13 protein-coding genes, 2 pseudogenes and 1 riboswitch are annotated in these 13,637 nt (G+C 39.9%); of the genes and pseudogenes, 6 read left to right on the plus strand and 9 right to left on the minus strand.

The genetic code is table 11. The features are described from left to right. Positions 1-30: 30 nt before the first annotated feature. Positions 31-2,412 carry a M14 family zinc carboxypeptidase gene (locus CUU64_RS15845; RefSeq protein WP_101634573.1) on the minus strand — a complete coding sequence of 794 codons (2,382 nt, stop codon included), beginning with the start codon at positions 2,410-2,412 and terminating at the stop codon, positions 31-33. 468 nt (positions 2,413-2,880) lie between these two features. Between CUU64_RS15845 and CUU64_RS15850 the strand changes: the two are divergent. Then, positions 2,881-3,846 (plus strand): annotated as a pseudogene (locus CUU64_RS15850) (HAD-IC family P-type ATPase); the annotation flags it as partial. A 67-nt stretch (positions 3,847-3,913) separates the two neighbouring features. Here CUU64_RS15850 and CUU64_RS22705 read toward each other — a convergent pair. Beyond that, a pseudogene (locus tag CUU64_RS22705) lies at positions 3,914-4,015 on the minus strand (transcriptional regulator); the annotation flags it as partial. A gap of 143 nt (positions 4,016-4,158) precedes the next feature. Next, positions 4,159-4,863 (minus strand): DUF421 domain-containing protein, encoded by a 705-nt coding sequence (locus CUU64_RS15860; protein ID WP_101634574.1) that lies wholly within the window; start codon positions 4,861-4,863, stop codon positions 4,159-4,161. Positions 4,864-5,065: 202 nt separating this feature from the next. On the opposite strand from CUU64_RS15860, the gene CUU64_RS15865 reads away from it, so the two are divergent. Continuing rightward, positions 5,066-5,320 carry a hypothetical protein gene (locus tag CUU64_RS15865; RefSeq protein WP_101634575.1) on the plus strand — a complete coding sequence of 85 codons (255 nt, stop codon included), beginning with the start codon at positions 5,066-5,068 and terminating at the stop codon, positions 5,318-5,320. A 22-nt stretch (positions 5,321-5,342) separates the two neighbouring features. Here CUU64_RS15865 and qoxD read toward each other — a convergent pair whose 3' ends face one another. From qoxD to CUU64_RS21730, 5 genes are all read right to left on the minus strand, one after another. Continuing rightward, positions 5,343-5,627, minus strand: coding sequence for a cytochrome aa3 quinol oxidase subunit IV (gene qoxD / locus CUU64_RS15870; RefSeq protein WP_101634577.1), 285 nt, complete (start codon positions 5,625-5,627; stop codon positions 5,343-5,345). A gap of 2 nt (positions 5,628-5,629) precedes the next feature. Then, entirely contained in the window at positions 5,630-6,226 is a 597-nt protein-coding gene (gene qoxC, locus CUU64_RS15875) for a cytochrome aa3 quinol oxidase subunit III (protein ID WP_101634579.1), read from the minus strand. Further along, positions 6,226-8,172 (minus strand): cytochrome aa3 quinol oxidase subunit I, encoded by a 1,947-nt coding sequence (gene qoxB / locus CUU64_RS15880; RefSeq protein WP_101634581.1) that lies wholly within the window; start codon positions 8,170-8,172, stop codon positions 6,226-6,228. Before qoxB ends, qoxC begins: the two co-directional genes overlap by 1 nt. Before the next feature lie 72 nt (positions 8,173-8,244). Then, on the minus strand, positions 8,245-9,171 hold the full coding sequence (gene qoxA / locus CUU64_RS15885; RefSeq protein ID WP_101634582.1) for a cytochrome aa3 quinol oxidase subunit II: 927 nt from the start codon (positions 9,169-9,171) through the stop codon (positions 8,245-8,247). A gap of 371 nt (positions 9,172-9,542) precedes the next feature. After that, on the minus strand, positions 9,543-9,677 hold the full coding sequence (locus CUU64_RS21730; protein ID WP_142383641.1) for a BA3454 family stress response protein: 135 nt from the start codon (positions 9,675-9,677) through the stop codon (positions 9,543-9,545). Positions 9,678-9,991: 314 nt separating this feature from the next. After that, a riboswitch (PreQ1 riboswitch) is annotated at positions 9,992-10,037 on the plus strand. Positions 10,038-10,150: 113 nt separating this feature from the next. Here CUU64_RS21730 and queF point away from each other — a divergent pair. The 3 genes from queF to CUU64_RS15895 all read left to right on the plus strand — a co-directional run bounded on the left by queF (position 10,151) and on the right by CUU64_RS15895 (position 11,243). Continuing rightward, positions 10,151-10,648, plus strand: a complete 498-nt coding sequence (gene queF, locus CUU64_RS15890; protein WP_101634584.1) for a preQ(1) synthase — start codon at positions 10,151-10,153, stop codon at positions 10,646-10,648. Positions 10,649-10,746: 98 nt separating this feature from the next. Further along, positions 10,747-10,890: a hypothetical protein gene (locus CUU64_RS22105; protein ID WP_180954631.1), complete on the plus strand. Its 144-nt coding sequence runs from the start codon at positions 10,747-10,749 to the stop codon at positions 10,888-10,890. Positions 10,891-11,006: 116 nt separating this feature from the next. Continuing rightward, entirely contained in the window at positions 11,007-11,243 is a 237-nt protein-coding gene (locus tag CUU64_RS15895; protein ID WP_101634586.1) for a hypothetical protein, read from the plus strand. A 125-nt stretch (positions 11,244-11,368) separates the two neighbouring features. Here CUU64_RS15895 and CUU64_RS15900 read toward each other — a convergent pair whose 3' ends face one another. After that, a complete protein-coding gene (locus CUU64_RS15900; RefSeq protein WP_101634587.1) occupies positions 11,369-11,560 on the minus strand; it encodes a hypothetical protein in 192 nt (63 codons plus the stop codon). Between the two features lie 646 nt (positions 11,561-12,206). On the opposite strand from CUU64_RS15900, the gene CUU64_RS15905 reads away from it, so the two are divergent. Continuing rightward, positions 12,207-13,571 (plus strand): aspartate kinase, encoded by a 1,365-nt coding sequence (locus CUU64_RS15905; RefSeq protein ID WP_101634588.1) that lies wholly within the window; start codon positions 12,207-12,209, stop codon positions 13,569-13,571. Positions 13,572-13,637: the final 66 nt, after the last annotated feature.

Here is a 13,637-nt window from a genome sequence, read left to right on the forward strand (position 1 = left end):
CTCCCGTTAGCTCAGCCCTTTTTGTATCTTTTATTTGTCAAAAATGGAATTAGAAAGCAGGCGGAACAGATAGTCCGTGTGGTCACGGAATCCAGGCTCTAAGCCGATCAGGGTTACGTCTTTATCATTTTCCTGCACTACAACAGCCTTGCCCTGTGCGTCATTCCTATTTGCCCAGTGGCCGGCTATAAAGAAGCCTGGTGAATTATCAAGGGTTGCTAACACCTTATCATTTTCTGTTCCGGTATACCATGTAGGACGATATACAAAGCCGATATCATCATTTTTATAGCCGGTTGTCACATCTGTTCCCGTGTAATCAACCTTAACAATTCCGTTGCTGTTTGAGCCGCCGGTATTGACTGTGTCATCCGTTAGACCAAGAATAAAAGAAGCTTTTGATGCGCCAGCACCAACGGCAATATATTTCCCGCCTTGTTTCAAAAAGCTCTCAACATTTGCTTTAAACACATCAAATTGTTCATTCGTCTCAAAACCAAATTCTTTATTAGCAGCACTCAGTTTTTCTGGCAGTGCGATTAGACTCTCAGTTCCGCTGTATACAAACACATTGAAGTTTTGCAGGCCTTGCTTTGCCACTTCTACAGATGTAACCTCAGTTACATTGAAGCCCAGTCTCCGTAAGGCGAGCTTTGTTCCTGAGTGGGACTGCTGCTTGCCCATACCGCCATCTTTTAGGATCGCAACCTTTAAATTGGATATCTTGACCGCATCCTTAGGATACTGGGCGGTTGTCACTTGAACGCCGGAAGCTTCGACCTCTGCAGCAATTTTATTTGCTGTTGTTATTGCATAAAAATCCCCTTTGGAATCACGTTTGATTTGGACTCCCTTTTGAAGCAGGGAGTTAACCAGTGCCACAGCCTTTACTGAACTGTTTTTAATTAGGTAAGGTCCTTTTCCTGTAACTGCTCCCTGATAATCGACCTCTTTTACCTTGATGGTTGTTACGTTAATTTCACTTTTTACAGGGTTTGCCTCAAAGCCCCATAGTTCAGGGAGGCTCCATGCGGAAATATCATACATGGCCGGCGTATCATCGGTAATGTCTTCTCCATCCCAAAGCATCGTATTCGCAAGTCCAGCTTTTGCCTGATTCATCTTTACAATATACGTTCCCTTTGGATAAGATTGCCCTTCAGCTGTAAAATCTTTAGAGGCCTTCACAACCTCGATGTCGTTTTTAATAAAGTGGTTGACGGCTTTCTCAGTCACGGTTGGATCAATTTTATCAACCGGTAAAACATAAGCTCTAGGGAAGAATCCCTGCTGATGGAATGGGTGATCAAAATTAATGCCACGCTTAAACATCTCAAGCTGGTCTGTGATCATTCCCTGTTTATTATCAGTGGCATACTGCAACGCACCCATTATCGCGTCATATTGCCAGCGAACGCCATCCAAGTCATTAGTAGGCGCTTCTAGTGTGTGCCCATATGCACCATGATACATGGCATACATAGGTGTAAAGATTGGTGGATAGTCATCCCAGCCGGCAGAATCGTCACGCTGAGGAATATAGGATCCTTCCATTTCCTTGTAGAGAGTGCCAGTATACTTGCCTTTATTTTTCATAACTTCAGCTTCCATGGCTTCTGCTTGCTTATACGCCCACTTGTTGTACAAGTCATATTCGTAATTAGGATTATGAGGTGGCGTACAAGGCTCAATTAATCCTTGCAGATTTGGTGCATAGTTTTTTACATAGCCGTGAGTATCAAGGAATACCATTGGATTCCATTCTTTAATAAGCTGAACAGTTTCCTGTGTCTCTGGCTGCGACTGTGTGATGAAATCACGGTTCAAATCGATCCCTTGTCCATTAAAGCGAGTGGCATCAATTCTTCCATCAGGGTTTTGAACGACATTAAAGATAAGTATGTTGTTTGCCAGTATCTTTTTTGTCTGTTCATCATTCTGTGTCGCAAAGCGTTCAATTAACTGAATAACCGCATCAGTTCCGACAAACTCAGTTCCATGAATGGAGCCATTAATCATGATCGGCACTTTGAAATCAGGATTATCCTTGATCCAGTCCTGTGCTTTTTGTGGATTTTTGAACATTTGCTTTCTTAAAGTCTTGTTTTTTCCAAAATTCCCCTGGGCTTTAGGGTCGGAAATGGTTACTACATAAAGCGGGTGTCCGTCAGCTGATTTGCCTTTCACTTCAACTTTTACGCGTTTTGAGTTACCTGCTATTTGCTGTAGCGTTTCGCCAATTTTTGAGAACTTAAGATAATCATAGTGTTCACTGTTGAATTTACTGTGATTTTGTTCTTCATATGTATTAACATTTGTCGACTGTGGAGCAACTGCAAAAGAGCTTGTCCAAGGCGCGGATGTAAGTATACTTGCTGCGATAACACCGGTTAACAATTTCTTTTTTTTCATGATTGTCCTCCCTAGTAAAAATCCATAGTTTTGTATAAATATTCTATAAGGCTAATTTTAATTCACTAATGTGATAGGAACAATAGGACCATGTTACCTATAAAAAGACAAAATCTCATTTTTCATATGGAAAACACACGCATATTGATGCATTTATAAGAGACTTACCATTTCGCAAGAGACCAACCGTATAAATTAAGCAGCTTAACAAACTCATAAAACTTAAAAAGTAAATATTACCTTCCATTAGGCTAACGTATTTTTTGACAAACAAACCTCGATTTGAATAATATAATTCAAACAGAGATTTGATTATTTAAAGTGGTGAAATCAATGAATCAACAAGACGTTTGTGAGATAACCTGTGTGGATAAGGAAAAGGTGAACCGGTCCAAGGGAAGATTGTTCAGCAAAAGGTTTGAGGCTGCTTTAAAAATTTTCAAGGCATTATTTGATGAAACTAGAATGATCCATCTGGAAGAGACTGGGGGCTTAAAAGCCATTGCTTTTGATAAGACAGGGACTCTAACGAAAGGAGTACCTGCCGTTACAGATTTTACCGTTTTAGAGGAAAATAGATACAAGAGCACTTTTTTCATATATAGCGGCACTTGAGTATCGTTCGCAGCATCCTCTTTCCTCAGCCATTCTGAAGGGACGAAAGACCTTTTAAAGAAGTAGCAGTAGAAGGCTTCACTTCAATTACTGGAAAAGGGATTAAAGGGATCATTAAGGGAACGACGTATTACGTTGGGAGTCCAAAATTGTTTGAGGAAGTTCAAACAACTTTATCAGAAGATATAAAGGCTACTATTGCAACTCTTCAAAGTGCTGGGAAAACTGTAATGGTTACGGGAACGGATGAGAAAGTATTGGCTTTAATTGCAGTTGCTGATGAAGTCAGAGAAAGCAGCCGTGAAGTGGTCCGGAAACTTCATGATCTGGGCATAAAAAAAACAGTCATGCTTACAGGTGACAATAAGGGTACCGCTCAATGCCATCGCGAAACATGTGGGTGTGAGTGATTTCCAAGCGGAATTGTTGCCGCAAGATAAACTGAATGTGATCAAGTCGCTTCGTAAAGACTTTGGAAAAGCAGTGATGCTCGGCGACGGTGTGAACGATGCACCGGCATTGGCAGCTGCAACTGTAGGAGTTGCGGTGGGTGGAGCGGGTACAGACACCGCATTGGAAACAGCTGATATTGCCCTTATGGGTGATGATTTGAGAAAACTTCCGTTCACCATAAAATTGAGTAGAAAAGCGTTGGAAATTATCAAGCAAAACATTAGTTTTTCAATAGGCATTAAACTGTTGGCCCTCCTGTTGGTAATCCCAGGCTGGTTAACACTCTGGATTGCTATTTTTGCAGATATGGGGGCAACGCTGTTAGTGACAATAAACAGCCTGCGTTTACTTAGGGTGCAAGATTAGATGGGTTTCCTTGTAAAACGGAAAACCTTTTCACTTTGGGGTATTTTATATAAAGATGAAATTACGGTTGAAATAATAAATTTAGAATGCGTAGCCGAGTCGGGTCCGATAAGGCCTTAAAGGTTTGGGAGACGATGAATAATGTCTCTTCATCTAGATCGCCTGCGGCTGCCGGCTGGTTCTATTTCTCATGTTCCATTGTAATCAACCTCCCTATGCAACATTATAACGATAATAAGAAAGAAAAAAAATCATGGTTCCTTTTGGAGTCATGATTTTTCGCTTTCCTAACAGGTAGGTATATATACACTTTTATTTGTAGAAAAATACTTTCACACAACCGTGATCATCAATCGTTGCTAGCAAAATATCTTTTATGTCCGTATGAAATGTTCTCTTTATCTGCATTTTAAGCCACATTTCATCTTTTTTCATCTCCCTTAATACATCAAACTCAATTTTTCCTTCCTTAATGATCGTTCTGGGAAAAAGAAAAGGCTTAGATTCGAGGTTCATGTCCATTGGAGTGACCGCTTGGTTTTTTGGATCTAAAAAAAATGAAATAGTCCCATCTGCCTCCCATAAAGCGAGGGACACCTTTTGCACATCTACCACCTGGTTTTTTCTTAACTCTAATAAAACAAAGTCAAGTGGAATCTTTGCTTTCTTCAGATTTTTAAAGATAAATTGTCCATCTTTGATAAGGGGAAAGGGAGAAGGATCAAGAAAGCCTCGGACCGTTTTTGATTTAAGACACAAAAAAACACCTATATTATGTAAAACCACTAATCCAATGATTGAAATAAAGGATCCCTTTAACCCTAATTTCGGGTCAGACAAGGGATGGGCAATGATATTTCCAAATACTAATGCAATAATAAAATCAAGTAACCTTAACTGGGAAATGGACCGTTGACCCATTATTTTGACCGTAACAAGCAAAAAGAAAAAAGAACAAACCACCCGCAAAATCCACTCAAGGGTGGTTAGTGATTCCTGGCTGAATAGAAAACCCATTAAAGTATCACTTCCTTAGTTATTCATAATTCAATTCATTTTTTAGATGTACCCACATGGGATGTTCAATAAAAAACTTTTCTAATATATATACAATTGGGTAGATGCGAAAAATGTCAAGAAAAATATGTTTAAAACTACTGAAAAAGTTTGACAATATTGTGAACTAGAGGAATAATATATACAAAGGAGGTTGAGTAAGATGGATGTAAGAATACTCAATGCTGTAAAGTATATTGGTGGTACAGTACTTACGATTGGCACTATTATATTTTTGTTCGGCTTTTTTGAAAGCGGTTACAGCTTGTTAACTCCTATTGGAATCGGAACAGTTGTCGGTGCTACTTTTATTTTTCTAATGGGTGTATTCCTGGTAGCAACTCAAGAGATGTTAGAAAAAACACATAAAGGGAAAAAGGTAGTATTAATGAAAAGAAAAAAAGGAGCACCTTTCTAGGTGCTCCTTTTGGTTAAAAGGTTTAAATATAACCCCAGATCATACATAGTAGTGTACCAAAAACGGTAATTAATGCGACGAATACTCCGTAATATACATTCGTATAGATTGCTGCTTTATCCTCAGATTCACCAGCATGCATAAACACAACCAATTGAAGGCCTGCTTGTACGAATGCTGTTACAAGCAGGATTGTCATACCGAGTTCAAAAGACATGTCCCATAAAGCAACCGAAAGAGCTACTACAGTCAGGACCAGAGAAAATACAAAGCCCATTACTTGTTTAGCAGGAAATAGTTCTTTCATGTTTACATCATTCCTTTCAGGTAGATGAAGCTGAAAATGAAGATCCAGACTACATCAAGGAAATGCCAGTATAGAGAGAAAATGAATGATTTATTGGCAGTTTCCGGAGTCAATCCGCGTTTTTTAACTTGCAGCAGGATAAATAATCCCCAGAAGAAACCAAGTGTAACGTGCGCTCCATGTGTTCCTAATGTAGTTAAGAGGATCGAAGTGAAGGCACTTGTTTGTATTCCTGCTCCTTCATGAACATAGTGAACAAATTCATATATCTCAACACCCAAGAATACAGCACCGAGAAGAAGGGTAACACCAAGGAAAGTCAGCATGGCTTTCTTGTTGCCCAGACGCATTGCATGAACTGCAAGCCCAATGGTAAAACTACTTGTCAAAAGGACGAATGTTTCAATAAGAACAGGCGCTATTTTGAAAAGCTCTGCTCCATCAGGCCCTCCCGCCGTACGATCAACCAATGTGAAGTATGAGGCGAAAAGTGTTCCGAAAAGCATGATTTCAGCACCCAGGAAAATCCAAAAACCTAATATCTTTAAGCGATTTTCTTCAGTACTATATTCAAGTGGAAGCGAGTTATCTATTTTCATTATTTAGCACCTCGCAATTTTGTTTCAGTTTCTTCAACTTCTTCAACGGAAATGTAATGACCATGATCCTTTTCAAATGAACGGAGGGCCATACATACAAAGATGCCAATCGTTGTAAGAATCAAAGGAATCCAAAGGCCGAATACAAATGAGAAGCCCCAAGCGAAGAAGATACAACCCATTATAAACGGAATCCCGCTGCTGTTTGGCATATGGATCTTTTGATATTTATCTTTAAACAGAACGTGGCCTTTTTTCTTAGAATCCCAATATGCTTCAATTGAGTTAACCTGTGGCACAACCGCAAAGTTATATTCAGGTACAGGAGTATGGGTAGCCCATTCAAGAGTACGTGCATCCCATGGATCTGAACCGATGTCTCTTGAAGCATAACGAGTGCTGTAGTAAATGTTATATACGATTAAAGCAAATCCTACAGCAAGTATTAATGCTCCGATAAATGAAACCATATTTAAAGGACCATAACCACTTGCTTCAGAGTATGTGTACATACGTCGTGCCTGGCCGTCTAAACCTGTGAAGAACATTGGCATGAATGCGACTAGTGTACCAACTGCAATTAACCAAGCCGCCCATTTTCCAAGTCTTTCATTAAGCATAAATCCGAACATCTTCGGCCAATAGTAGGTTAGGCCGGCAAGCATAGCGAATACCACACCAGGAATGATAACCATGTGGAAGTGAGCTACTAAGAACATCGTATTATGATATTGATAGTCAGCTGCTGACATTCCAAGCATAACCCCAGTAACCCCGCCGATAGTGAAAAGCGGAATGAAAAGAATTGCGTATAGCATTGGAGAGGTAATTTCTATTTTCCCTTTCCAAAGCGTAAACAACCAGTTAAAGATCTTGACTCCGGTCGGAACGGCAATCGCCATTGTCGTAATCGAGAAGATGCTGTTGGTTAATGCTCCCTGACCCATTGTAAAGAAATGGTGTGCCCATACCATGAATGAGTAGGCAGCTATGATAACCATGGAGTAAACCATTGCTTTATAACCATATAGGTTACGGCGTGAAAAAGTAGAAATAATCTCACTGTAAATACCGAATGCCGGTAAAATCAAGATATATACTTCAGGGTGTCCCCAAACCCAGAACAAGTTCGCCCAAAGCATATCCATACCGCCATTATCTATAGTAAAGAAGTTTGTTCCAAATAGACGGTCCATTGTACCCATCGCTAGCGCAACTGTTAATACTGGGAAAGCGAAAACGATGATAAGGTTAGCGACAAGTGAAGACCAAGTGAACATTGGCATTTTCATCAAGGTCATCCCAGGTGCTCTCATCTTAAGAATGGTAGTCATAAAGTTGATACCGGTCATCAATGTACCGATACCGGCGATTTGAAGCGCAATCATATAATAGTTTGTTCCGACTGATTCACTAAAATCATTGCCTGCAAGCGGGAAATAAGAAGTCCAACCCGCATCAGGAGAACCGCCGACTACGAATGAGATGTTGAACAACATCGCACCCATGAAGAATAACCAGAAGCTTAGTGCGTTCAAACGCGGGAATGCTACGTCACGTGCACCTATCTGTAACGGAACCACAAAGTTCATTAAAGCTATGATAAATGGCATAGCCATGAACAGGATCATTACAACCCCATGAGTCGAAAACACTTCGTTATAGTGCTGTGCATCCAATAGCTTGGATTCAGGAGTAGCGAGCTGCGCGCGCAGCATGATCGCGTCGACTCCACCACGGAATAACATAAGCAAGGCAGAAATCAGATACATAATACCGATACGTTTATGGTCTACTGTTGTTAACCATTCACGCCATAAATAACCCCATTTTTTAAAATAGGTCAAGCCGGCTACTATGGCGACCATTGTCAGAGCAATGGCAACCATGGATGCGTAAATCGCAGGGCTTGGATGTGGTATGGCGAATCTATCAAAAAAGTCCATACTTTGCTGACTCCTTTCGGAAATTGTATTTCTAAGCTTGTCTAAACTATCATCTATCAATCTTCCAAAATGTTAGTGATTTTTATGTTCTGAATGTTCATGAGAGTCATGCTCAGCATGCTCGTCATTCTGATGTTCCTCAGATTCATTCGATCCATGGTCATGGCCGCCATTTTCACCTGTCGGCGGTGGGCTGAATTCCAGATGAGTGCCTGTATATGTTGATTTCCCAAGGTGGCCTGGCTCTAATAAATCATCGAATTTTTCTTCAGTAAGAGGTTTAGCAGTAGACTTAACTTCTTCTACCCATTCATCAAATTCAGCCTCAGGCATTGCTTTTACGTCGAAGGTATTTTCAGCAGTTCCTTTACCACTGAAGTTTGCATTTCGCCCGAAGTATTCCCCTGGAACGTCAGCGGCTAAATGCAATGTAGTCACCATGTTTGCCATCGCGTATTTTTGTCCTCCAAGCTGCGGAATCCAGAAGCTTGTGATTGGCCCGTAAGAATATAATTTGAATTCAAGAGGGCGGTCAGTTGGAATATATAAGTAGTTCACAGTTTCGATATCTTCTTCTGGGTAGCTAAAGTGCCATTTCCAGTTAGATGAAGAAGCATAAACGACTAAAGGTTCTTTATCCTCGTATCCTTTTGGTGTTGCCTCTACTTCATAATTTGATTTAACAGATACATAGGAAAGGAACGCAACGATCAAAATCGGAATCCCAATACAAATTGCTTCAACAAGCTTATTTCCCTCAATGTGTGGAGGTTCATAATCTTTGCTTTGTTTTGAAGCACGGAACTTTACTAACATATATACTAATAGTGCAAAAACGACAAGGACAATAAACAACATGATCCAAATCGACAACATGATGTCATCTGCTTGCGTCTGGGCTTGTGGTCCTTTAGGATCCAGCACCATTAAGGGTTCACAACCCGTTAATACGGTGACAATAGTAAAAAGTACAGTTATTAAAGCCCATTTTAATCTCATAATGTAACCCCTTTCTTAAATAGTGACTACTAAACTACAATGTGAAATATAAATTTTTACTATTTCACAATTGTATTGTAAATGTTTGTAAATTTGTTAATGCGTTCACAAATCGACATCTTTATATTAGTACCATATAGGAAAAAAAACAAATGAAATTGTACTATGTCACAAAACGTTCAATATTAGAGAGGGAAGGGGTGGTAGCGCAGTATAAATGTGGTGAGATTGCTAAAGAGGAGATGATGAGGAAAAGGTAACTTGCTAACTATTTTATTAAAATAGTGATGGAACCATTTTCTTCTTTTTGCGGGACAAATGCAAATATTGGCGAAATGAAGAAGCAGGTACCTTTGGTTGCCTGCTTGACTTTAATCCGTCCATTGTTTTTGAACCTGTTCGAGGGCCTTTCGGAAAATTTCTTCCTCAGCTGCGTCATGTTTCGCAAGTACATTCGTTTGATAGCTCTTACCTAAATAATCAACTTTTACAGTTACTTGAACCATGTTTGTCATCCTCTCAGTTGAAATATGCCTTACGCGTTATTGATACCTTCTATTAGTGAAATATAAACCTGGGAAAAAGAGGAATATATTTAGTGATAGTGAGTATTCCAGTTTTATGTTCAAAACTCAAATATTTTCATTGCATGATAGGATTGTGACTTTCTATTTCTGCAGGAATTTCGCAGGTTTTCTATTACATTCCAATTTAAATTTCATTTTATTCGCCGCTATGTTTGTTTATGGCAAAAGTCGTTGACAGGGTTTGTATTTTTCTCTATAGTGTCTTTGATAAAATGATTTTTATTCCCGTGTACATGGGAGAGGTTCATAGCAGCACCCTCTATAAAAAACTATGGCTTTGATTACGTGTGAATCAACCATATCAGAGGAGATATGGTTATTTGTTTTCGCGGCTGCTTTTTTTATGGAAGTAATCCTCTTTTATGGCACGGTTATTATAGGGAGGGTTTATTATGTCTGGCAGGACAGATGAGGAATTACAAGACATTACACTATTAGGAAATCAAGGGACTAAGTATTTATTTGAATATTCACCTGAGATTCTAGAGTCGTTTGATAATAAACATCCAAACCGTGATTATTTCGTGAAATTCAATTGTCCAGAATTTACGAGCCTTTGTCCAATGACGGGCCAGCCGGATTTTGCGACGATTTATATTAGTTACATCCCCGGACAAAAGATGGTGGAATCAAAGTCGCTTAAGCTATATTTGTTTAGCTTCCGCAATCACGGCGACTTCCATGAAGATTGCGTAAACATCATCATGAACGATTTGATTGAATTGATGGATCCAAAATTTATTGAAGTATGGGGGAAATTTACCCCAAGGGGCGGAATTTCCATAGACCCATATACGAATTACGGAAAGCCAGGAACCAAATATGAACAAATGGCTGAGCATCGAATGATGAATCACGATATGTATCCTGAAAAAATCGATAACCGTTAATCATCCAAACATGCCGAAGAAGGAAAAAGTCAGCAAAATATGTTTAGATTGCTCTAAATATGGCACTCTAAGAGTGAGATTATCTTAGGAGGTGCTGTATGAGGGACGAAAAGAGCAAGATTCAATATGATGCCCAGGGAAATGTGATTCCTGCCTTCGCAAAAGGAAAGGAAGCAGAGCTCGATTCCAAACGCGGGATACAGGACGAGAAAAATCCTGATGATTTTGACATCTACGAATAAGGAAGATTGGCAAGGAAGGCTGGTGCGGCCTTTCTTTTTTTATTTTCTAATGGGTATTTTTAACGGAGATACATGTGAAAGGTTGCGGGTAAATTAAAGGCCTGGAGGTGGTTGCAATGGCAGGGACCAATCAAACTCAGACCAGCACCAACGCAAAAGGAGCGAGGGAACTCCAAAGGAACCAGGCTTGTATCAACCAGTCTGTGGAGAACTCTGATTACGCTCCAGGAATGAATGCGGCCGCAACCTGTGACAATCAGGCGGAGGCAGCACAGAACCAAGCTGGATCTTCAGGTCGTTTTGGAGACGAATTTCCGAGCGTTGATAACCAAGTCAATAAAAAGTTAACATAAACAAGGTACCCACTTGGGTGCCTTGTTTTATTGATTTTCACTGTTGGAATGTATCAATAGTGAAACATTTTATATCCTTTATTGCTGACTCCGCCAGAGAATGATGAAAAGAGTAACCATAAAGGCTACTCTTTTATAAAAACACGGAAGTTTTCACGATTGACTGCCAGCTGTTCCTGGGTCATTCCAACATGATTCAAGAATGAATCGGCATCCATTCCTAACTGGAAGCTATCCAATTCATGGTTATTTAACATGAAATCTCTATGGAAGGTATTCCCCTCGATAGGCCTTAGCACACCATCTTCTCTAGGCATGGTTACTCACCTCCTACATATATGGTGTGGAGTAGATAAAACTATCATGACAGGGAGTAACAGGAAATGGTGAAATGGAATGAAATGATACATTGTCCCATCTTACAGGATGATAAAACTTTAGTTATGGAAGAGACTTATCGAACTTGACATTTGTTGCAATATAAATCAAAAGAACAAGGTCTAATATCGCTATGAAAACAAGAGAGATAATTTTCTGTTCTTTTCTGTTTCTATCAAAACAATTTGCGCGGATTACAGTAATTTCATTATAAAGCTTTTTATGTAGATAAAACGATGGGACATCAACAAATTTCTATAGGTCTGTTGTTGTTGTCGGAGTAGAAGATTGTGCAAAAAAATGAAGGAACATGTGGAAATGTAAATTATCTAAAAATTCTGCTCGTGGTGATAAATAGTTTCCTTTTATTTCCATAAAAAAACCCCCAATAAATTTGGTATGGTAAAATATAATGGGTTTTTATACAAAGTAAATATAATAAATACTTTTAAAAGAAATTTAAGTCCTCCGTGCGAATACATTTGTTTTTATATCGTGGAATTTTTAACTTGATTGTTTGGTGAAAAAGAGTAAAATAAAAGACAGTGATTTTACTGATAATTTTAAAAATTAGGGGATGTAAGCATGAAGGTTGTAAAATTTGGCGGTTCTTCGCTGGCGTCAGGTATGCAGGTTAGAAAGGTGCTTGATATTGTTACGGCAGACCCGCAAAGAAAGGTAGTCGTGGTATCGGCTCCAGGAAAACGGTATGCTGATGATGTTAAAGTAACCGATTTATTGATAGAATGTGCCAACCAGCATTTGCAGTCCGGTGAAGCACCGGAACTTGAGGATGCGATTGTAAATAGATATGGAAGCATCGCTAAAGAATTACATTTGCCTGAAACCATTGTGGAACAAATAAGGGAGGATCTCCTCACTCTTCTACGTGGTGATAAAAGCAACCCTGACAGATTTATGGATGCCGTTAAGGCTAGCGGCGAAGATAATAATGCCAAATTGGTGGCTGCTTACTTCCAAAGCGAAGGCTTGGATGCCGTTTATGTGAATCCTAAGGATGCGGGATTAGTTGTTAGTAACGAAGGAGGTTATGTCCAAATTCTTCCTGAATCCTATGATAATCTGTATAAATTACGGGATGAGCCTGCAATAGTGGTTTTCCCAGGTTTTTTTGGATATAACAAGGCTGGCGAGATTGTGACTTTCTCAAGGAGCGGATCCGATATAACTGGGTCAATCCTGGCCAATGGCGTAAAAGCGGATTTATATGAAAATTTCACGGATGTTGATGCCGTATACTCTGTGAATCCGAATGTGGTGGAGAATCCAAAAGAGGTCAGGGAGCTTACATATCGGGAAATGAGGGAGCTTTCATATGCCGGTTTCTCGGTGTTTCATGACGAGGCGTTGATTCCTGCTTTTCGGGCGGGTATCCCTGTGAATATCAAGAATACGAACAATCCATCTGCAGAAGGCACCAAAATCGTGAATAAGCGGGATAATACGAACGGACCTGTCATTGGTATTGCGAGTGATAATGGATTTTGCAGTATTTATGTGAGCAAATATCTAATGAACAGGGAGATCGGATTCGGGCGAAGGCTGCTGCATATCTTAGAGGAAAACGGAGTCTCCTATGAACATATCCCTTCAGGAATTGACGATATCTCGATCGTATTACGCCAGGGACAGCTAGACCAAAACCTTGAGGACAAAATTGTTTCCCGCATATACGAGGAACTGCAAGCTGATGAGGTAAAAGTGCAGCATGACCTATCTCTGATCATGATCGTTGGGGAAGGCATGAGGCAAAACGTAGGAACAACGGCGAGGGCTTCCAAGGCACTGGCAGGGGCGCAGGTGAATATTGAAATGATCAACCAAGGCTCCTCAGAAGTGAGCATGATGTTCGGGGTGAAAAATAAGGATGAAGCAACAGCGGTCCGGGCATTATATGAAGAATTTTTCGCCGCGGTCCCGGCTACATGATGACATAACTTCTAACCCATTACATTATATGTAATGGGTTTTTTATGGCAGGAAATTGGCTTATTA

Origin of the sequence: Bacillus sp. V5-8f (assembly GCF_002863565.1) — a bacterium.
Classification (GTDB): Bacteria; Bacillota; Bacilli; order Bacillales; family DSM-1321; genus Peribacillus.